This window comes from Candidatus Njordibacter sp. Uisw_058 (genome assembly GCF_047730065.1).
Taxonomy (GTDB): domain Bacteria; phylum Pseudomonadota; class Gammaproteobacteria; order Pseudomonadales; family Balneatricaceae; genus Njordibacter.
In genome coordinates this window covers 1206583-1228853 of record NZ_CP159829.1, presented here as the reverse complement: position 1 = coordinate 1228853, position 22271 = coordinate 1206583, and the positions used below count along the sequence as shown (strand labels likewise).

Genomic DNA, 22271 nt, shown 5'->3' with positions numbered 1-22271 from the left:
TTTTAGCCATACGCCTTAAAAAATAATGACATACATGGGCCCATAGACGTCATTATCTTTAACAGCTTAGTCTAATAAAGACTTAACCATTACGTTGATCTAAAGGTAATACAATTAAGAGCCTTGGGCAGCAATGATGTTAGCCACGTTAACCACATTTTCTGCCATACGAGCAGAAGCAGCATCAATCATTTTACCATCCAACTGAGCGGCACCCTGACCTTTAGCTTGGGCTTCAGCGAGGGCCGCAAGAATACCCTTAGCACGATTCAATTCCTCCAGTGGTGGAGAGAATACCTCATTAGCTAAAGCAATTTGCGATGGATGAATAGCCCATTTACCTTCTAGACCTAAAGCCGCAGCGCGTTTTGCAGCCAAGATATATGAGTCTGGATCACTAAAGTCACCAAAGGGTCCATCGATCGCTCTTAAACCATAGGCACGACATGCAACAGTCATTCTTGACAAGGCGGCATGCCATTGGTCCCCTGGGTAGTCTGGATTTAAACCACCAATGACCACTGTGCGGGCACGATTACTGGCAGCATAGTCTGCTACGCCAAAATGCATAGCTTCTAAACGTGGGCTGGCTTGTGCAATGGCCTCTACATTAGCCATGCCTAGAGCCGTTTCGATAAGCGCTTCTAAGCCAATTTTATGGGTAAACCCTTGCGCCTGTTCAATTTGGTTACACATGGCTTCCACCATGTACAAGTCGGCCGGCACGCCAACCTTTGGCACTAGAATGGTGTCTAAGTGCTGGCCTGCTTGCTCTACGATTTCCACCACATCACGATACATGTAATGGGTATCTAAACCGTTAATACGAATACAGATGGTTTTGCCTTTCGCTTTCCAATCAATGTCGTTCAGTGCTTCAATAATATTTTTGCGAGCTGCAATTTTATCTAACGGTGCAACCGCGTCTTCTAAGTCTAAAAAGACATAATCTGCTGCACTATCTGCAGCCTTTTCGATCATGCTTGGGTTAGAACCTGGCACCGCTAATTCACTGCGTTGCAAACGGGTTTTGACGGGTTGATGGTTTGTATGACTCATGACATTACCTTAATATTTATATTGGGAAGCATCGGGGCTTAATTTGAACTAGAGCCACTATAACGAGGTTAAGGAAACAAGGTCAATCGCCTAGCAGTAGGGTTTATCCAAGAGAAATTGAGGTCGGCATGAGTAATATTTCCTAAGATCAGGAAATATTATTATATAATTAACATTTTATGTATTAAATACAACAGATTATCGTGTTCACACTAATAGAAACAAGAGTTTACTAAAGGTCATCTGCTACCTCTGTGTAGGTTGGTTTGTGTCCCCCAATGCGTCTTCAATGTCGCACGTTGAATGCTCCAATGACAGACAGTATCGTCACCAATGAGCCCTTTAAAGAAACTTATTTCCTATACTGCCGATACTTTTCTTAGGCACGCCATCACAACACTATCAGCACTCTCTCATAGAAAGGGTGCTTACAATCTCTCACTTTAAGAAAAAATAAGCGTTAAAGCTTATCTTTTCTTGGTAATCTGCGTAGCAAGCTAGACGTATCCCAGCGCTGGCCACCATGAGCCTGCACTTGCTCATAGAAATCATCAACCATTTGAGCTACAGGTAACTCAGACCCATTGGTCTTGGCCTCTGCTAAGCAAATGGCTAAGTCCTTGCGCATCCAGTCTACGGCAAAGCCAAATTCAAACTCGTCATCTACCATTGTTTGGCCACGATTTTGCATTTGCCATGAGCCCGCTGCACCACCCCCAATTGCTGCCAACGCTTGCTTAGCATCTAGGCCCGCATTAATAGCAAATGCCACGCCCTCCGCTAGCCCCTGAACTAAACCAGCAATACAAATTTGATTTACCATTTTAGTAAGTTGGCCATTACCCACAGCGCCCAAATGAGTAGTACTTTTTGCATAGGCCTGCATAATGGGCTCGGCTCTAAGATAGTCTTCGTCACTGCCACCGCACATAATTGCTAAGGCGCCATTCTCTGCTCCAGCTTGGCCACCTGAAACTGGAGCATCAACGAAACCCACCCCTTGTTGAGCAGCAATGACTGCAACCTCACGTGCCACTTGAGCAGAAGCAGTAGTGTGATCTATCAAAACTGAACCTGCCGCCATAGCCGCTAAAACACCCTGTTCTCCGAACACAACGCTGCGTAAATCATCATCATTGCCCACACAGATAAATACAAAATCAGCACCTTGGGCCGCTTCTGCTGGTACATTAGCGCACTGTCCTCCATGTTCACTCTGCCAAGATTCAGCTTTTGTACTAGTGCGGTTATAAACACAAACCTGATGTCCTTGGGTGGCTAGATGTCCTGCCATGGGGTAACCCATTACGCCCAAACCAATAAATGCAACTGTGCTCATTTAAAGCTCCCACTTTTTAAAAAATCAAATGCCATTAAAGGCCATACTGAGTTGTAAAACAAGCCTAAAAACCAACTTCCTTGGGCACGCAAAAGTGGCGCATTTAAACCCACTGATGCCGCTTCATTCAGGGCACCTCAAATAGGCTTGCGTTAGTATTTTACACAGGGCAAAATGCCGCCAACAATTTAGCTTTTACGAGACTTTAACTAATGTCCCTTCGCCTTGGCATCGACACAGGTGGCACCTATACAGATGCTGTCATTATCAACGAGCAAAACCAAGTACTAGTGGCTGTAAAAAGCCTCACCACACGTCACAACTTAGCTATCGGGATTGGCGAATCTATTGGCAAAGTCGCTCATGAATTATTAGCTGATATTGAAATGGTCTCTTTGTCGACTACCCTCACAACCAATGCTGTAGTGGAAGGCAATGGTGCACCAGTCTGTGCACTCGTAGTGGGCCTTAGTGAAACGCAAGTCACTAAGAGTGGTCTGGGTGAGATCATAGATGACAACTTAATTATCCGCTTAGCAGGAGGTCATGATGCCTCTGGCCGGCAGGTCGCGCCATTGGATGTTGCAAGTGCCACTGCTGCAATATTAGCTCACAAAGACAAGGTGTCAGCCTTTTCTGTTTCCGCTCAGTTTGGTGTCCGCAACCCTAGCCATGAAATTCAATTACAGAATTTAGTCACAGAACTCACTCAAATGCCTGTCACTTGTGGTCATGAACTAGCCACCAGTCTTGGCGCACCAAGGCGAGCCCTCACCGCTTCATTAAACGCTCGTATGATCCCGTTTATTCAAGATTTAATCCAAGCAGTACAAAACATTTTACAGCAACTCAACATTAAAGCCCCCTTGATGATTGTCAAAGGGGATGGTTCCATTGTTAACGCCGAAACAGCCCTTGTGCACCCAGTAACGACTATATTGTCTGGCCCTGCTGCCAGTGTAATTGGTGCCTGTGCACTCTCTGGTAGTCGCAACGCTATTATTGCAGACATGGGTGGCACTACCACAGACATCGCTATTGTCACGGATGGCCAACCAGAACTCGCCAACGAAGGAGCCCGCGTGGGTGATTGGCAACCCATGGTAGAGACTGTTAAAGTGTATTCCATAGGTTTAGGTGGTGATAGTGAAGTTCGGTTTTATGGTGGTAGTATCGCCCTAGGCCCAAGGCGTGTGGTCCCCATGAGTTTATTAGCGCAACAGCACCCTCAAGTATTAGAACGCATGCAGGCTCATCTGGACGACACACCTACGGCAAGACATAACCGATTTGTGACTCGATTAGAACACAATCAAGCCCTCATCAACCAACTCACACCGATTGAAAACCAAGCCTGGGAAATGCTAGAGCATGGCCCTGTAGAAATGGAAACTTTAGTTTTTAAAGACCAGGAACTGGCTAAAGCGATGGCTCGCTTAGAGCGCAAGGGCATGGCCATTTATTCTGGTTTTACGCCATCTGATGCGGCCCATGTTTTGGGTAATAGTAACCATTGGAGCATTGCAGGCGCCAAACTTGCGGCACAAATTTGGGCTCGCCAAATGCGCTTTCTTTATGGTTTAGGCAGTTGGGAAAAAGGCAACTCTGAGGAGCCTGCGCACAGGGTTTTCACCTTGATGAACGACGCTATCTGTCAAACCTTGCTGGAAGCTGGCTTGCACCAGGAAAACCTTCTGAATGAAGCCCGCTCTCGTAATTTGGCCGCATTAATGAGCAAGCTGATCCTTAAAAATGGTAATAAAGATAATGATAATGCCTTATTTGGCATTACCTTTGGCAAAAGCCACCCAATAGTTGCCGTAGGAGCACCTGCTACCACCTATTATCCACAAGTGGCAAAGAGCCTTGATGTCGATCTCATATTGCCTAAATATGGCCATGTAGCAAATGCTGTGGGTGCTGTTATGGGCAGTGTAGTGCAGCGCTCTGAAATAGTGATCACACAACCCACTGAAGGTATTTTCCGTATTTTCCACAGCGCAGCACCTTTTGATTGTCATGATTTAGATGTCGCCCTGAGCCAAGCTGAAGCGATCGTTAAACAACAGGCCTATGATCTGGCTAAGTCTGCGGGAGCGGCCGACGTCGACATTCGTATCCGGCATGATAATAAACACATAATGTCAGAGCTTGATGGTGAATTATTTGTAGAAGCTAAAATTAGTGCCATTGCCACGGGTAAACCCACACTCGAATTAAGCGTAACTGACTAGGTGATAAATAAGCTCATATGGCCTATTAGTGATCAACTATTACGAGCCTAAACAACTTTTCCAAAGGCATATTGGGTTTAAGCAAAGTCGACTTTACTAATTTAATGGAGATGTTAGATGCATGGTATAGAATTAAGTTTTAGTCGTGAAGAATATGCCCAACGTTTAGCAACAGTGCGTCAAAGTATGGCTGCACAGGGCATTGATACCTTATTAAGCCATGACCCATCCAATATCTCTTGGCTCACTGGTTATGATGGTTGGTCATTTTATACGCCACAGTGTGTCATTGTTGGTCCCGTTGGTGATCCCATTTGGTATGGGCGCGGTATTGACGCCAACGGTGCAAGACGCACCGTATACATGGATGAAACCAACATCTGCGGCTTCGACGATCACTACGTCATGAACCCACCTCACCATGCCATGGATTACCTCAGCACCAATATATTGCCTGAAAGGGGTTGGGCTTCTGGTGTCATCGGGGTGGAAATGGACAACTATTATTATAGTGCTCAGTCTCATGCCGTTTTGGTCAAGGGTTTACCACAAGCAAAATTACTTGATATCACAGGTTTGGTCAATTGGTGTCGTAAGGTAAAATCACCTCAAGAAATTGAATACATGCGTGTTGCAGGGCGTATCGTGAGTAAAATGCACCACGCAATACGTGAAAAAATTGCTGTCGGTTTACCCAAACACTTATTGGCTGCAGAAATTTATCATGCAGGTATCAGCGGTGTTGATGGTTTAGCTGGAGATTATCCCGCCATCGTGCCCATACTACCCTCAGGAGTTGATGCTTCTGCGCCTCATTTAACGTGGGACGCGCGCCCCATGAAAGCAGGCGAGGCTACTTTTTTTGAAATTGCAGGCTGTTATAAACGCTACCATTGCCCCCTGTCTAGAACCATATACTTAGGTACCCCAGATGCTGCCTATATGAAGGCTGAAGCCGCGGTATTGGAGGGTCTAGAAAATGGTTTAGCCATTGCCAAACCGGGTGCACTTTGTGGCGATATTGCCGCTAGTTTGAAGCAAACCTTGTCACAACATGGTTTCGATCGGGGAGATGCTCGGTGCGGTTACCCTATTGGCTTAAGCTATCCACCCGATTGGGGCGAACGCACCTATAGTCTGCGACCCAGCGATGACACTGTATTAGAATCAGGTATGACCTTTCATTTTATGCCGGGCTTGTGGATGGACACCTGGGGTATGGAGACTACAGAGTCAGTGCTGATCACGGACACGGGCTGTGAGTTACTAGCCCGTGTCAGTCGGGAAACCTTCATAAAATAATAGGGAGTCCTATGGGTTCTGAACCATTGCCTAACACTAGTATGAGCGCCACTATCGACTTTGAGTCTGATGGTGTGCAACACGGATTCTTACAGTTGCCCTATTCCAGTGATCGCTCGGCCTGGGGCAGTGTTATGATTCCAATTTGCCAAATAAAAAATGGGCATGGCCCTACTGCATTGCTCACAGGGGGTAATCACGGGGATGAGTACGAGGGCCCTACCAGCCTTCTCAAATTAGCCAACTGCCTTGATGTGAATAAGGTTCAAGGTAGAGTGATTATTGTACCGATGATGAATCAACCTGCTTTTGAAGCGGGCAGTCGGACCTCTCCTATTGATGCTGGCAATATGAATCGGGCTTTTCCTGGGCATCCATATGGCACCTTAACCGAACGAATTGCAGACTATTTTAGCCGCGTATTGGTACCCATGTGCGATTACGCTTTAGATATTCATTCGGGTGGAAAAACTTTAGACATCATTCCTTTTGCTGCGGCCCATCGTTTACACAACAAAACACAAGAACAGGCCTGTATGACAGGTGCCTTATTATTCGGCGCCCCTTATACTGTATTAATGGTGGAAATAGACCCCACCCAACTCTACGACACAGCAGTTGAAAACCAAGGTAAAATCTTTGTTACGACAGAACTTAGAGGAGGAGGCACAACAACCCCAGCCACTATGGCGATTGCCGATCGTGGGGTACAAAATTTTCTCAAATATACGGGTATTATTGCGGGTGACCCTGAATTACCCCAAGTCACTCAATTATTGGATATGCAAGATGAGTGCTGTTATCACGTAAGTCATGATCAAGGCGTATTAGAACTTAAGGTCGCTCTTGGCGCGCAAGTTAGGCAAGGTGATTTAATAGCCCGTATTCATAACCACAAACGCACAGGTGCGCCTGCTTGCCAATACTATGCAGCGATGGACGGCATCGTACTGGGCCGAAGACACACCCCTCTGACAGAAATTGGTGACACTATTGTCGTACTCGCAAGCGTTCTGGGTGATGCCACAGACTAACTACTTTGAGCGGACGTTTTAAATAAAATAAAACACAATAAAGCGAATCATTGCAGCAACTAAACGCCTATTAAATTGTTCACAACATCAGTGGTAGCCAAAAGGTCAGAGAAGCAATTCAACACCCCTATTTTAGGGGTGTATGAGGCCCTATCATTTAAACATTGTATCTCCCATCTGATCAATGCACTGTTTAGCCTTGAACAAACTTAATTCGTGTCCACCTTCGATACTATGAGACTGGTCGGCCCGAATAAAATGATGTTCTTTGCCGTCTTTACGAATCCATCCTTGTACCCGAAAACTACCACCCTCTTTAAGAGGCTGTGTTTCAATACTAAATTCGTTATGTTGATGGTGTTGACTCGTTTTAGCGCCCTTATCGTCCCCACCTCCCTCAGAAGGCTGAAACAAAAATTCTTTAATACTCGATAATAAACCCATGACTGAAACCGCCTGCTCGTAATATTGATGAGATTGTGATGTTAAAGTAAAGTCACACAAAATTTAAGGCATGACTCACAATAAAACTTGTTTAGTATACTTTAGTCACAAAAAAGCCCAACAAATGCTGGGCTTTTTTAATATTTCTTAATGCCTTAGATTAAGAAGGAAACGCAAACTGCTTACCATCACGCACACCACTTGAGGGCCAGCGCTGGGTTACAGTCTTCCGACGGGTATAAAAACGAATGGCATCAGGACCATGAGCCCCCAGATCACCAAACAGAGAACGTTTCCAACCACCAAAGCTATGGTAGGCCACTGGTACTGGCAGGGGTACGTTAATACCCACCATACCCACTTTGATATTATCAGAGAAATAACGTGCTGCTTCACCATCACGAGTGAAGAGGCAAGTGCCATTACCAAACTCATGATCGTCAATCAGTTTCATAGCCTCTTGCATAGTATCAACGCGCACAACACATAATACGGGGCCAAAAATTTCTTCTTGATAGACCACCATGTCTTTGGTGACCTTATCAAATAAACACCCTCCTACAAAGAATCCGTTTTCGTAGCCCTCAACAACCAACTCACGTCCATCAACAACAAGTTCGGCACCTTGCTCAACGCCTTTGCCTACTAAACTACGCACCCGCTCTTGGGCTGCAGCAGTAATCAATGGACCCATTTCGTTGCTCACATCAGTGCCATTGCCAACTTTTAAACCTTCTACTTGGGGTTTAAGCTTGGCGACTAGTTCGTCAGCCGCTGCATCACCCACACAAACAGCCACAGAGATCGCCATGCAACGTTCACCACATGAGCCATAGGCAGCACCCATGAGCGCGTTTACTGCATTATCCATGTCAGCATCAGGCATGATTATGGCATGGTTTTTAGCACCTCCTAAAGCCTGTACACGTTTGCCATTGGCGGTACCTGTGGCATAAATATATTCAGCAATGGGGGTAGAACCAACAAAACTAACAGCTTGTATACGAGTGTCTTCAAGTATGGTGTCCACTGCAACTTTGTCACCGTTGACCACATTGAACACACCATCAGGCAAGCCTGCTTCTTTAAACAGTTGACCAATCAATATGCCTACACTGGGGTCGCGTTCAGATGGCTTTAGAATGAATGTGTTACCACAGGCTATGGCCATCGGGAACATCCACATTGGCACCATGGCTGGGAAATTAAACGGGGTAATACCAGCAACCACACCTAAGGGTTGAAATTCTGACCAACTATCAATAGCTGGACCTACATTTTTACTATGTTCACCCTTCAATAAGTTAGGCGCTCCACAGGCGTACTCCACAACTTCGATACCACGAATGAGTTCTCCGTGAGCATCATCTAGTACTTTACCGTGTTCATTGGTAAGCGCTGCACAAATTTTGTTAGCGTTATCTTCCAAAAGTTGTTTAAAGCGGAACATTACGCGGGCACGTTTAAGGGGTGGCGTGTTACGCCACGCCGGAAAAGCTGCTTCTGCGGCAATAATTGCGTCTTCAACCGTGGCTTTGCTGGCTAAAGCAACTTGGCGTTCAACTAAACCCGTGGCTGGGTTAAAAACGTCCTGCACCCGTTGAGTATCGGCAACCATTGCACCGTTAATAAAATGTCCTACTACTTGCATTTTGCTTCCTCACTGTCGATATTTAGAACTGCTTGTTGATCTAACCACTATAGTACCCTGCCCGTCTAAAAAGCACTACTGGTTAAATAGTCACCTGAGGTCAAGCTAAACTTTGAATGGCATCGCCTAGGGCATTCACTAATCTAGTAATGTCTTCTTTTTCGCTCACAAAATTTGGCCCTAATTAAATAGTATCGCCACCATAATGCAAATAAAAAAATGCGCCCACCAATGACTTGGCCAACGCATGGATCGAGGAGCTATTAAAGATTAAAGCGTTAACCTAATAATGGCAGTTCTGCGGCCGCCCTAATCGATAACCATTGGGCGCCCTCTTCGGTGATAACAATATTTTCTTCGTGCACCATTTGCTTTACCTGACCACTCTTATTTAAATAGGACATGCCTGGTTCAAGCGTCATAATCATGCCCACTTCTAGCACAGTATCATCCGTTGCTGTGTTAGATGGCCATTCTGTCAGGTCAGAACCCAGTCCATGACCTAAGCGTCCCACATCATTGCCTAAAGCCCCACCCGCGTGCATGATGGGCCACATTGCTCTATACAAATCACTCGTAGTATTACCTGGTTTAGCTGCTTCAAAACCAGCATTAGTAGCTTGATATACAGTCGTATAGGCCGATTTTGTTTCATCTGAGCAGTCACCAAAGCACCAGTTACGATCAAAATCACAAAAATACCCTTGCCATACAGTACCTGTATCAATGATTAATACATCCCCTGATTCGACCAGTCTATCTGTCGGACCCATAATAATATCGTCGTAACCATCTGGCCCCGAAGAAGAGACAATAAATGGTGAATGGTCAGCTCCTTGATGTAACAACTCCATTCTAAATGCTGCCACCACCTCACGTTCAGTCATCCCGACTCTTGCAAAGTTTGGTAATTCAGCAAAGGCATTAGAAGTGACACCACATATGTGTGCCACCCGATTAATTTCTGCAGCCGATTTAAGGCTGCGCAAATGCAATACTTCACGGCTCACATCAACCAAATCGAAGTGGTTTGAAGCATACAGAGACTGCACTTGTTGCTGCGGCATCCGCAGGTGAGTTTCGCGGCCTAAGGTCATGCCTAAGCGGCCAAATCGTTTTGGCAAGTCAGCTAAGGTTTGGCTGAGCAAACTGACACCGTCATCTTCTGGAAATGGTGAGGGCCAAGCTCGGATGTCTTCCACCCAAGTATTACTCATGCCCACCACCCCAATAGTAGGAATGACTGCAATCGGTTTGCCTGTCAAGGGCAGAATTAAAAACCAAGGTCGGGTTGGACTTTGCCAAAATTGAGTAAAGTAACCTGAAAAATACCGCACATTAGTTTCAGTGGTCAGCAGCACAGCATCTAATTTAAGTGCTCTCATCATAGTTTGCGCTCGTGCCAAACGCTGCTCAAACTCTGCAAGCATAAACTGCCGTTGAGGTGCTTCAGTTAATGTATATTGAGTCATACTATTTACCTCGATCTGCTAAGCCGTATTTTACCCACCAAATACCAATTGTTGATAAAGTTCAGGGTCCGTCGCACCTTCGGTACCTAGTACCAATACCTTACTGTGCTCGTTAAGGCCTAAATCAGCCCGCCACTGGGTATTTTGTGCCCCTATTAAGCATGCAGCCAAGCCTGCCACAGCAGACTCACCCGCTTCGATGCTTGGGCTATGCTGTTCCAAGGCCTGCATACAGGGTGCTACTGCATCTTCACTTAGGGTAACAAAATCATCAGCGCCTTGGTCAAGTATGTGCCACGCAATATGAGACACCTCACCACAAGCAAGGCCAGCCATTAATGTGTCTAAGTCCCCTTCTACCGCTTGCAGCTTGCCAGCTTTAGCACTTTCTTGTAAACAATTTGCGGCTTCTGGCTCTACAACCACAAAGCGAGGCCTTTGCTCTGCCCATAAGTCCCAGAAATAACCACAGACCGCGGCGGCTAAACCACCTACCCCGGCTTGAATAAAAACATGGGTTGGAATGACACCATTGAGTTGTTCAACAGTTTCCGACAACATTACCGTGTAACCTAAGGCCACATTGGCTGGCACTTCTGTATAACCCTCGTAGCTGGTGTCTGAAATAATCACCCGCCCATGAAGTTCTGCATCAACGGCTGCTTGGCGCACAGACTCATCATAATTTCCAGTAATCCGAATCACTTTGGCCGCATAAGCTTCCATGGCAGTTTGGCGGCCAGCAGACACATCACGATGAATATAAATAATACATTGGCAACCAAACATTTGTGAACCCCAGGCGACCGAGCGACCGTGGTTGCCATCCGTAGCACAACTGACCACGACGTCTTTTAATTGTTTTTTATATTGCCCCGACAGCAACTGTGCCATAGTCGGTTGTTCGCCATTAAGCTCTTCTAAGTGTTGTTGGAGAAAACGCGTGACCGCATAGGCACCACCTAAAGCTTTGAAGCTCTTCAGATCAAATCGTTTACTTTCGTCTTTATAATAAATCTGGGCTATGTTGGCCTGTTCAGCCATAGCCTTGAGTTCGTACAAGTCAGTCACTTGATACTTGGGCCAACTGGAAATTGTGTCTAAAGCATGCTTACCTTTAGACACACTTAGCATCTCTTGACGCTTGGTTCCATAGGCAAGCTTTGCATCAGCTTTTGCATTATGAAAGTAATCTATCCGACCTGGAAAAGTCGCAGTTGATGATGTCATGTAAACAACTCCAAAATATATGCTGTAAAATAATTAATTGCGACTCGGCCACATCGCCTGTGCGACTCCAGCAGCGATTAAGGTAATACCCACCAACCCTTGCAGACCTATTGCTTCACCAAATAAAAACCATGCCTGCAAGGCTACAGTCGGTGGCACTAAATAAAATAAACTACCTACTTTTGTAGCAGCACCTTGACGTATCATTATCATGAGCAATAAAACAGCTCCAATTGATAGTGCTAAAACCTGCCAAGCTAAACTGACAATAAACGGCCATTGCCAGTTAACCACCCGTGTTTCAAAATTAAATGCAACAAGCAACGTCAACACCAACGCCGCTGCATATTGTAGCCAAATAGAATTCAACAACTCTACTTCATGGCAAAATTTCTTTTGATATAACGTACCTATAGAAATACCCATCAGTGCGGCAACGACAAGCACCACAGCCCAACCAGAAAAACCTTCAAACATAGTGGTCGTGTCAAGGGCAAACTGCTCCGCTAAAACTAGGCCCAGTCCGATTAAACCCATCACCAAGCCTAGCCATTGCCGTTTAGACACAAACTCGCCCAGCATCAGCCCTGCAAACAACGCCATAGTCAAAGGTTGCAGACCAATCACCATTGCACTCAGACCCGCCGGCATACCCAAAGAAATGGCTTGGAAAATGCCACCTAAATAAAGCCCATGCAAAAGCAGGCCTACCACCATGCAATGCATTACCAAACGCCAGTTGGTGGGCCAGCGACAGCCCACAACTTTAATAATTAACCATAGCGCCATCAACACCAAGGCAAACCGATAACTCAAAAGGGTAAAAGGTTCCGCATTGGTTTTACCAAATTTAGCCACCAAAAACCCCGTGCTCCAAACCCATACAAATATTAATGGCACGAGTCGTAAATAAGTGGGACTTAAGGTTAAGGACATAACAGTTGGTAGGCTAAAAAAAGGGTCGCCTATCTTGTCACATGCTTTGGCTTTTATATATAGGCCAAAAGTCAATCTAACAGAACTCTAGACTTCACCAGCAACATACCTTTCACGCTCCCATTTTAACTATTATTAACCTTATCAACCTTATCAACGACCTTATCAATTACTCCCAGATTCAAGTTTAAATCCAACAGTAATAATAAAAATTCTCTGTATCTATTGGCAGCCTGTGTTGGCGCATAAAGCCATCCAAGACTAATGATTAATACCCCTCTTGAATGATAATTCTAGCAAAAGCAAGAGATTTAAATTAATCAAATATGAACCACTAATGAGTAAATTTATCACCATTATGCAGAACTGTGACACAAACAAACTATGCCTAACTTTTGGTGCTTTGACATTACAAGGAGTTAATTATAGGTGGCACAAAAGCGGTGACGTCAGGTGCTACACCCACAAACAGCTCCACCTCGACTAGGCATGTTAATGCTCCTGGCCCCTGAGCTAACTCAGAAGTGGGTAGGTCTTTGGTTAAGGTATTTGGATTGCCATGCTTACAACAATTTTTGTCTCCATTCCAATCAGGGTCGTACCATGCGCCAGTTGCCATCATCAGCACATTTTCACGCACGCCTGCATCCAACTGAGCCGCACTGATGCAGGACCCTCTCTGGTTAAAGATCCGCACCATACTCCCTTCTTTAATACCCCGCTTCGCAGCGTCCTGGGGATTGATTCGACAAGGCTCACGGTCATTGATTTTACCTGCCCGACTATGGGAACCATGATCTAGTTGGCTATGGCAACGTCGAGCTGGTTGGTGGGTAATCATGTGCAATGGATGTTCCTTCGCAGCTTCTGCACCCAGCCATTCTGTAGGGGCGCACCATTGAGGATGTCCAGGAAAGTCAACTAGACCAAAACTGGCGATCACCTCACTAAATATTTCAATGCGTCCAGAAGGCGTTTTTAAGGGATATTTTAAAGGGTCTTCTCGAAAATTTTGTAGCAAAACTCGAGGTTTTTGAGGCTCTGTTAACTTGAGAAAGCCCTGCTCTAAAAAGTTTTCATAGTGAGGCATTTCAAAACCATTGCCACTAATACGGCTCACACTTCTTTGATAGATATCTTGCAGCCATTGTTCTTCGTCTTTGCCCTCAGTAAAGGCGGTAGCAAAGTTATCATTGCTCGACGAAGCCGCAGGCAGGCGTTCAGCCAGGGTTGCAAAAATATTATGATCGTTCCAGGACAGTCCATGGGGCTTAGCCGCTTGTCGCATGGCTATTAAATAATCGTCTCTTGGAGAGGCCCCTAAATCATTGCGCTCTAGGGCTACCGTTGCTGGTAAAACGATATCTGCATGACGTGCCAGTGGGGTCCAAAAGGGTTCATGGACAATCACAGTTTCAAGCTTTTCCCAAACCTTACGCAAGCGATTAAGATCTTGATGGTGATGAAAAGGATTGCCCCCCACCCAGTAAGCTAAACGAATATCTGGGTAAGTTCGCGTCTTACCATCATATTGATAAGTGCCCCCTGGCTGTGCAAGCATATCTGCGACTCTAGCCACGGGTATATAACTATCTATTGGGTTCTTACCTGCTGGAAAAGCAGCCCAAGGAGCCTTTGAACGATGACTACCCACCCCAGCAACGGCTCCCAAACCTAGACCAAAGCCTGATCCAGGCTTGCCAATACCACCCAAAAGAGCAGTTAACACAATCAGCATCCAATAAATATGTTCAGCATTTTGTTGACGAGTCAAAGACCAACTGTTGTTCACTAGAGTAGCCATTTGGCTCATGCGTCTGGCTAGCGTGGTAATCGTGTTCACGGGGATACCCGTAATTTTTGAGGCCCAATTCGCATCCTTGGGCTGGCCATCCACCACACCATTTAAATAGGGCAGAAATTGTTCAAAACCAATGCAATACTGATCAATGAAATCAGTATCATGCCAATTATTTTTAACTAAAGTGTGCGCTAGCCCAAGCATCAGAGCAACATCAGTATTAGGATTAATCGAAATCCATTGTGCGTGCAGTTCTGGTGCCATGTCCGATCGATCTGGACTGATATTGACAAATTCTACGCCTGCATTTTTTGCCTCAAGCATCTCTATCGCTTGACTGTGACGACCCGTCCCACCCGCGTTGACCTGACCATTTCTGGGAGCCATGCCACCAAAGGCAACTACTAAGGCACCACTTTCCTTAATAGACCGCCAAGATGTGTGCTCAAGCAATAATTCGCTCATATGGCCAACCACGTGAGGCATAATGACTTCTGCTGAGGCATAGCTGTAGGTATTTCTAGAGACCGTGCAGCCCCCAAATAAGTTCATGAACCTTTTTAGCTGACTTTGGGCGTGATGAAACCTTCCGGCGCTCGCCCAGCCATAGGAACCACCATAAATTGCAGTATTACCGAATGTGTCTCGCACTCTATTCAACTCAGATGCGACTAAATCCAATGCTTGATCCCAACCCACTTGTACAAATTCATCGGCACCACGGGTTGATCGATCACTCAACACACCATGTTCCAAGAATCCCCGTCGCACCATAGGCCCATCTATCCGGCACGGACCAGATAGAGTCTCAAGCATTGAATCGCCTATAGGGGATGGGTTAGGATCTTCTTCAAAAGGGTGCAACGCCGAAGGCACACCATTTTCACTTTCTACCCGATAGGTACCCCAATGGGTGGAGGTTAAAGTTGAGGTTTTCATGTCGCACTAACGTCTCTAATCATGGTAGCCCATACTCTGTTAATGACCTTGGTTGAACGCTCTAACAATGTTTCCACCGATCGGACTAATCAACGTATTTAACGAACCAGTTCAAACACCTTAACTCATTGGTGGAGTTAATTAACCGTGTAAGGTTAGCTTAACTAGCCCCAGTGTTTTTAGGCTTAAAGTGCTGTTCAAGGCGCATGGCCGCATAGGCTGCTGGAACTGAGACGATAAGGAAAAACAGACCCACAAGTGTCATAGGTTCTAAGTATTTATAATGACTATTGGAAAAAATATTCGCTGCATTAAATAACTCCACTACGGTAATAGCCGACAAAAGTGGTGTTTCCTTAAACATCGTAATTAAGTAATTGGCCAGTGGGGGTATCATTGGTGGAATTGCCTGAGGCAAGATAACCCGCCGCATTGTTTGATAAGCACTGTAGTTTAACGCCCGAGACGCTTCCCACTGTCCTTGGGGCACGTTTTCGATACCTGCTCGATAAACTTCAGAGGTATAGGTACTAAAATGAATGCCTAAACCGATGACCCCCGCCACAAAGGGTGATAAAAAAATGCCAAAATCTGGTAACACATAAAACAGAAAATACAATTGAACCAGAAGAGGAGTGCGACGTACGCCCTCTGAAATCCAGTAGGAGGTCTTTGCCACGATCCATGTTTTGGACATTTTTAATAGTGCTAACACTAAGCCTAATACGTAGGCTAACAAAGCTCCAACAAGGGTAGCTTGCACCGTGACAATCAAACCTTGCCACATGGAAGGTAAAACCTCATAAACAACTTGCCAACTCCATTCCATGGTTTAAACCTCTTTCGCTGCGGCGGTATGACGGCCTTTGGAGAACTTGCGTTCAGCTAGTTTGGTAAACCAAACCAGCACCGAAGCAATAATGAAATAGATCACTAAGATCACGAGAAAAGGTTCCAGAGTTAACGCCGTTTGTACCCGAATGATTTGAGACATAAAGGTTAAGTCTGAAATAGTAATTAATGATGCCACCGCCGTAAGTTTGAGCAATTCAATCAAAAGGTTACCAAACGTGGGAATCATTACCGGAATAGCTTGAGGTATGAGCACGTATCTAAAGCGCTGATAGTTACTATAATTGAGAGCCAGCGCCGCTTCGTGTTGTCCACGACCCACTGACAATATTGCGCTACGGACAACTTCAGATCCGTAGCTTCCTAAATTAAGACCACAGGCCAAGATACCGGCAACTAGTGGTGGAAATGTGACCCCAAACAGGGGTAGCACAAAAAACATGAAAAACATCTGCACAATGGCAGATGTGCCTCGGAAAAACTCTAAATAAATAACAGCGGCAACCCTCACCACGCGCAACCTAGAAAACCTAGATAGCCCAACCGTAAATGAAACGATTAAGGCCAGAACTGCGCTTGCTAACGTTAACTCAATGGTCGTAATTGTGCCGGTAATAAGGATGGGGGTGTATTCTAGAATTTCTTGCATATTTGAACACCTAAGGAACCAGCCCTCTCAAGGAAAGCTGATTCCAGTTTCTAAACATTAGTAGAACGAATTGGGATTAGTTGCCTGGGCAAAAATCATCTCGCTTTACCGCTAATGTTGCAGCTGCTGAGAACCCATAAGGTTCAACGATGGCAGCAAACTCACCACTAGCTTTTAATTCAGCAAGTGCTTCATCGTAAGCAGCACGGAATGCCGTATCATCGCTATTAAATGCTGCACCTGCACAACCCATTGGAACGCCAGTCACTGGCATAACAATCTCAAGACTAGGATCATTCATTTTTTTCAACAGATCAGCTGTTCCCAAACCAGATAAGGCAAACACATCAACCCGGCCCTGCTGCAGCATTTTCATACCACTTGGTGGATCAGTCATAATCTTGATTTGATCTTTAGATACGCCACGTTCTAAGGCATAAGCTTCTTCTGCACAGCCAGCGCAAGTGGTCATAGTCACGTTTTTGTTGTTGCCAATGTCTTCGTAAGTAAGGATGTTAAGTGGATTGCCTTTTTTAACAGCAAAAGCTTCTGCTCCACATAAATCTGGTTCTGAATAAATAATTGATTCGCAACGCTTTGGCTTAATGTAAAGTCCAGAGGTGGCCATATCAACCCGTCGAGCCATCAATGCTGGAATCATTGCGCCATAACCAACGACTTTAGCACGCAATTCAGGCACACCTAATTTTTTCATTACTGCTCGTGCAACATCTGGTGCAGCACCAGAGACATATCCATCGCCCTTAATGTCGCTGTATGGTGGCTCATTAGCTACCGCAACTGTGGCATAGCCCTGTTCACGAAGATCATCCAGTGTACCCGCCGAAACCTTAGACACAGCCCCCATGGTTAGGCCTGCAGTGAAGAGCGTTAACGCAATTGCGCGCGAACATTTTTCTAACTTTGTTATAGTCATGTGACTTCCTTTTTTTGCTTATTGTTGTCAAAGAAGGTGAACACCACCTTCCTCTTGTAAATTTATTAGTGTTAATTTTCAAACGCTATGTTTTTTGTAATCAAGCAATATCGGTTATAAACTTTTTCAAGAAATCTCGCGTTCTTGGCTCCTTTGGAGCCGTGAAAATATCGTCTGGCCGACCCGATTCGACAATCTGTCCCTTATCAAAAAATAACACTCGGTCAGCAAAGTCTTTGGCAAAATTCATTTCGTGAGTCACTGTCAGCATAGTCGTGTCTGTGTCTGCAGCCAGCACTCTCAAAACATTTAAGACTTCATCCACAAGCTCGGGGTCAAGGGCCGAGGTGACTTCATCAAACAGCATGATTTTTGGTTCCAAGGCGAGGGCTCGGGCGATAGCAACGCGTTGTTGTTGTCCTCCCGATAGCTCATGGGGATAATGTTGTGCTTTTTCTTCTAGTCCCACTAAAGCCAATAACTTTTGGGCTTTGACTATTGCATCCACTCGATCTTTGTCCTTTACGAGGATCTGTGGCTCCACTATATTTGTGATCGCATCAAGATGAGGAAATAGGTTGAATTGCTGGAATACCATGCCCACATTGGTGCGCATATAATGGAGGTGTTTTTCACTTGCAGGAACTAAGTCATTACCTAAGCGCTGATGCCATAAATAATCTCCATCAATCACCACATGCCCTGTGTCAATTGTTTCCAGAGTCATCAAAATCCTAAGGATCGTTGTTTTTCCAGAGCCACTTGGACCGATTAAAGCGAGTTTCTCACCTTTGTGGACATGCAAATCAAGGTTTTTCAGTACCTCTAAATCACCAAAGGATTTTGAAACATTTTGAAACTCTATAATCTTTTCCATAAAAACTTTCTCAATATCTAAAGGTCCAGACCCTTAACTTTAGGTTTTTTGTATTTTGTATTTTGTATTTTGATTTTTGAATTTTGATTTTTGAATTTTGAATTTTTAAACTTACCTAAGCTATTATCATGCCAAAATTGAAATATTTAATTAAATCAATAAATTAACGAAACTCTTTATTTATTAACTCAATTTAAATCGCCACTTAATAGTGTAAATAAAATCAGTATTTTACAAATGTTCATTTTTAGTGCAATGACAACCACCCATTGTTGAGCTTCAAATCAGTCTTATAGAATCGATAAAAGTTGTTTTAATTCCAGTTAAAAGCCTGCAATTTTGCCAACCTTACTTTGTCGTAAATAAAGATTAAAATCATAGTATCAGCATTTTATGGCTTTTATTGATCAAATAAAGCTAATGAATGAGTATATTTACCAAAACTGTGCTTAACTGTGAGGGAATTAGATCAATGCATTCATAAATTATTGAATTTATTATAATTTACATTGAAAATAACGATAAAACAGAATAAATTTTGCAATTAAATTAGCTAAAAATAGTACATTTATTGCCTCAAGCGTGCTTTACTTAGAAAAATTAGCGCACTAAATTTTTGCCCGCAGACTATTAAGTCAAAGTTCAACAGCAGAGAGTCAGATGAAAAGTTTGGATCAGAGCGACCGAAAAATACTACATTTATTACAAAAAAATTCCCGTGAAAAACTAGAGTCTATTGCCTCTGAGACGGGTCTTTCCGTTGCCACTGTTCAAAGGCGCATAAAACATTTTCGTTCAGCAGGCATTATCGAACAAGAAACTGCTCTGATATCCCAAGAAGCGGCAGGATACAATATGACGTTTCTGATTTTCGTTGAGATGGAGCAAGAGAAGTCTCACCAACTGGATATTTTTCGCAAGAAAGTAACGGCAGAGCCTCAAGTACAGCAATGCTATTACATTACCGGTGAGGCTGATTTTGCTTTGGTCGTGTTAGGCAAAGATGTTGAAGACTTCGAACGACTAACTCATCGCTTGTTTTTTGAAGATAACAACGTAAAACGTTTTCGAACTTCAGTCGTCATGAATCGTACCAAAACTGGAATGACAGTGCCTTTAGAGTGTGAATTTTAAATTAATTCCGGCCTCTGCTCATTAAAAGGAGCAGCATCTTAACTCTCAGCAACACTATTCTAAACTGATTTAAACCCACATAATAATACTACCAAGGCTTGGCAACAGGTCTTTCTTATGACAGCGCAAAAATTGCATTTTTTTGATGCAATTTTTCTCTTTTCAGGACGAATTATGCCAGCCTACCCAGAAGCCCAAGTTCTTCATGCCCTTGATTGTTATTTACAAAAATGTCCTTTGCCTGATGAGTTATGGATTTTTGCCTATGGTTCATTAATGTGGAATCCTGAAATGAAGATCGAAGAAGTCCAGCAAGGCACAGTGCACGACTTGCAACGGGGTTTCAATTCATTATCTACGGTCCATCGTGGTACTCAAGAACGCCCTGGCTTAGTTTTATCATTGCGCGATGGAGGTCATTGTGAAGGACTTGCCTTACGGGTTGCGCAGGAATCAAAGCAAGAAGATTTTAAAAATTTGTGGCTTAGGGAAATGGTGACTTTATTTTACCGACCTCGCATGTGCCAAGTCACGACTCACTCTGGAATTATTAATGCTATTACGTTTGTGGCAGATCAAAAGCATGAACAATACGTTGACTTTGAACACGCTAAATGTGCCAGCATGATAGGTCAAGCCTTTGGTGGCAGAGGCAGTAACATGGATTATTTTACAAACACGTCATCACACTTAAAAAAACTTAATATTAATGACCCTTTATTTAGCAACATCAGCGCCCACTGGATTTCTTAAACGATGAGAAAAAGATCAAAGATGATGCTCTAAGGATGGGTATATCCGCTCAATGAGGGGGTCTAAGTGACTGATTACGTCACGTGAACGTATAGCGACAAAAGCTGCGTAGAATAATCTTTTCATCAATACAGTTGCATTAGTCACAATGCCTGCTCACTTAAATAATATGAGTTGTTGTCTGTTTAGTTAGAGTTTACAGTTAAAGGGTTCTGCCATTCGACACCACTGGCTGGATGAGTGGGTACCCAACGAGCTAATAGTAAGGAAATAACAGCCATCATAGCGCCCACTATAAATACTAATGGCGGAGATACTAACCACAAAAGCCCCATTAACGCTGGAAGCACAACTGCTGCAATGTGATTAATAGTAAAAGCAACGCCAGCCGTGGAGGCCATATCAGCAGGGTCTGCAATTTTTTGAAAGTAGGTTTTTTGGGCAATCGCCATAGCAAATAAAACATGATCTAACATATACAAAACCACGGCCAAAGGAGCCCACTCAACCACACTGTAGGCCAGAAATACTAAAATTAAGCCCATATATTCTACGGTCAGTGCCTTTCGCTCTCCCCATCGAGCGACTAGTCCACCTATTTTAGGGGCCAGCCACATACTTAAAAGGCCATTGACTAGGAACATGAGCGCCACTTCGTCAGCGCCAAAACCAAAACGTTCCACCATCATCAGCGCTGCAAACACCACAAAAATTTGACGCCGTCCACCACCCATAAACACCAAAGCGTAGTAAAGGCTATAACGTTTGCGTACGACTAACTTTTTAGTTTGTGTGACTTTAGATTCATAATGTGGAAACATCAAAAAAGCAGCCAGTGCAATGATAACAGTGACTCCCCCACCAAAGGTATAAACCCATGCCACAGGCAGCTCAAACACTTGCAACGCTACCCATACCCATCCATACGCAATTAAAGAAGATGCCGCACCAATGGATATCAAACGCCCCAACTGAACAGGGGCTTCTGCTTTACTAAACCACTGTAAAGCGAGTGATTGTTTAACCGTTTCATAATAATGAAAGCCAACTGACATGAGCATGGTGGTAATCAGAAGTCCATTAAAATTAGGCAACCATCCTGTTAGAGCTGTGCCTGCACCCAACATGACTAGTGACAATATTGCTAAGCGCTGCTCAGCGATCACAATAAGTAGAAAAACCACACCAAACGCTAAAAAGCCAGGCACTTCCCGCCAAGATTGCAATACCCCAATGTGGGCACCATTCAAGCCACCTTGTTCTATGGCAAAATTGTTGAATAAAGCCATCCACACTCCAAAACTAAAAGGCATAGCGAAAGTCATAAGCTGAAGCAAGCCAATGCGATTTTGCATACGACTTATACTCAATAAAGAAATTTTCATTAATGCTCAGTAGCTAAAGATGGCGATAGGCAAGTATAGCCTATACAAGCTTGGGCTTAATATGCCAGCAAGAGGAAAATGAGGATGATTAGCGGGTGAATTGCAGACAAGCCGTTTTTATCGACCTACTTACTCATCGAGATGGGCTATTTAAGTTGATGTTAATATCCATATGCTAGCTTTTAGGATGTTAGCTTTTAGGCTAACAAGCTTGGCTTATAACCCAACACCTTGAGCGTTTAC

Annotated in this window: 18 protein-coding genes; 5 read left to right on the top strand and 13 right to left on the bottom strand. The window is 44.3% G+C overall.

Annotation, left to right across the window (positions count from 1 at the left end):
- Positions 1–114: 114 nt before the first annotated feature.
- Positions 115–1059: an HpcH/HpaI aldolase/citrate lyase family protein gene (locus ABXT59_RS05680; RefSeq protein ID WP_443638235.1), complete on the bottom strand. Its 945-nt coding sequence runs from the start codon at positions 1057–1059 to the stop codon at positions 115–117.
- A gap of 460 nt (positions 1060–1519) precedes the next feature.
- On the bottom strand, positions 1520–2398 hold the full coding sequence (locus tag ABXT59_RS05675; protein WP_443638234.1) for an NAD(P)-dependent oxidoreductase: 879 nt from the start codon (positions 2396–2398) through the stop codon (positions 1520–1522).
- A gap of 212 nt (positions 2399–2610) precedes the next feature.
- Here ABXT59_RS05675 and ABXT59_RS05670 point away from each other — a divergent pair, with 212 nt between their 5' ends.
- The 3 genes from ABXT59_RS05670 (at position 2611) to doeB (ending at position 6968) form a co-directional block, all read left to right on the top strand.
- Positions 2611–4632 (top strand): hydantoinase/oxoprolinase family protein, encoded by a 2022-nt coding sequence (locus ABXT59_RS05670; protein WP_443638233.1) that lies wholly within the window; start codon positions 2611–2613, stop codon positions 4630–4632.
- Positions 4633–4749: 117 nt separating this feature from the next.
- On the top strand, positions 4750–5934 hold the full coding sequence (locus ABXT59_RS05665) for a M24 family metallopeptidase (RefSeq protein ID WP_443638232.1): 1185 nt from the start codon (positions 4750–4752) through the stop codon (positions 5932–5934).
- An 11-nt stretch (positions 5935–5945) separates the two neighbouring features.
- Positions 5946–6968 carry a N(2)-acetyl-L-2,4-diaminobutanoate deacetylase DoeB gene (gene doeB, locus ABXT59_RS05660; RefSeq protein ID WP_443638231.1) on the top strand — a complete coding sequence of 341 codons (1023 nt, stop codon included), beginning with the start codon at positions 5946–5948 and terminating at the stop codon, positions 6966–6968.
- A 153-nt stretch (positions 6969–7121) separates the two neighbouring features.
- Here the strand turns inward: doeB and ABXT59_RS05655 are convergent, their stop codons facing one another.
- From ABXT59_RS05655 to ehuA, 10 genes are all read right to left on the bottom strand, one after another.
- A complete protein-coding gene (locus ABXT59_RS05655) occupies positions 7122–7412 on the bottom strand; it encodes an HlyU family transcriptional regulator (RefSeq protein ID WP_443638230.1) in 291 nt (96 codons plus the stop codon).
- 160 nt (positions 7413–7572) lie between these two features.
- Complete coding sequence (locus ABXT59_RS05650) at positions 7573–9063, bottom strand: CoA-acylating methylmalonate-semialdehyde dehydrogenase (protein WP_443638229.1); 1491 nt, start codon at positions 9061–9063, stop codon at positions 7573–7575.
- 278 nt (positions 9064–9341) lie between these two features.
- Positions 9342–10535, bottom strand: a complete 1194-nt coding sequence (locus ABXT59_RS05645) for a M24 family metallopeptidase (protein WP_443638228.1) — start codon at positions 10533–10535, stop codon at positions 9342–9344.
- Between the two features lie 30 nt (positions 10536–10565).
- Positions 10566–11765, bottom strand: coding sequence for a diaminopropionate ammonia-lyase (locus tag ABXT59_RS05640; protein ID WP_443638227.1), 1200 nt, complete (start codon positions 11763–11765; stop codon positions 10566–10568).
- Positions 11766–11798: 33 nt separating this feature from the next.
- Positions 11799–12701, bottom strand: a complete 903-nt coding sequence (locus ABXT59_RS05635; RefSeq protein ID WP_443638226.1) for a DMT family transporter — start codon at positions 12699–12701, stop codon at positions 11799–11801.
- A gap of 409 nt (positions 12702–13110) precedes the next feature.
- Positions 13111–15441, bottom strand: a complete 2331-nt coding sequence (locus ABXT59_RS05630; protein WP_443638225.1) for a molybdopterin-dependent oxidoreductase — start codon at positions 15439–15441, stop codon at positions 13111–13113.
- A gap of 160 nt (positions 15442–15601) precedes the next feature.
- Positions 15602–16270, bottom strand: coding sequence for an ectoine/hydroxyectoine ABC transporter permease subunit EhuD (gene ehuD, locus ABXT59_RS05625; RefSeq protein WP_443638224.1), 669 nt, complete (start codon positions 16268–16270; stop codon positions 15602–15604).
- A 3-nt stretch (positions 16271–16273) separates the two neighbouring features.
- Entirely contained in the window at positions 16274–16942 is a 669-nt protein-coding gene (gene ehuC, locus ABXT59_RS05620; RefSeq protein ID WP_443638223.1) for an ectoine/hydroxyectoine ABC transporter permease subunit EhuC, read from the bottom strand.
- A gap of 76 nt (positions 16943–17018) precedes the next feature.
- A complete protein-coding gene (gene ehuB / locus ABXT59_RS05615; RefSeq protein ID WP_443638222.1) occupies positions 17019–17879 on the bottom strand; it encodes an ectoine/hydroxyectoine ABC transporter substrate-binding protein EhuB in 861 nt (286 codons plus the stop codon).
- 100 nt (positions 17880–17979) lie between these two features.
- Positions 17980–18756 carry an ectoine/hydroxyectoine ABC transporter ATP-binding protein EhuA gene (gene ehuA, locus ABXT59_RS05610; RefSeq protein ID WP_443638221.1) on the bottom strand — a complete coding sequence of 259 codons (777 nt, stop codon included), beginning with the start codon at positions 18754–18756 and terminating at the stop codon, positions 17980–17982.
- A 660-nt stretch (positions 18757–19416) separates the two neighbouring features.
- Here ehuA and ABXT59_RS05605 point away from each other — a divergent pair.
- Together ABXT59_RS05605 and ABXT59_RS05600 are read left to right on the top strand one after the other, a co-directional pair.
- A complete protein-coding gene (locus ABXT59_RS05605) occupies positions 19417–19890 on the top strand; it encodes an Lrp/AsnC family transcriptional regulator (protein ID WP_443638220.1) in 474 nt (157 codons plus the stop codon).
- 117 nt (positions 19891–20007) lie between these two features.
- The gene (locus ABXT59_RS05600) at positions 20008–20643 is read left to right on the top strand and encodes a gamma-glutamylcyclotransferase (protein WP_443638219.1); all 636 of its coding nucleotides are present in this window, start codon (positions 20008–20010) and stop codon (positions 20641–20643) included.
- 185 nt (positions 20644–20828) lie between these two features.
- On the opposite strand, the gene ABXT59_RS05595 is transcribed toward ABXT59_RS05600, so the two are convergent.
- Positions 20829–22028 (bottom strand): MFS transporter, encoded by a 1200-nt coding sequence (locus ABXT59_RS05595; RefSeq protein ID WP_443638218.1) that lies wholly within the window; start codon positions 22026–22028, stop codon positions 20829–20831.
- Between the last annotated feature and the right edge of the window lie 243 nt (positions 22029–22271).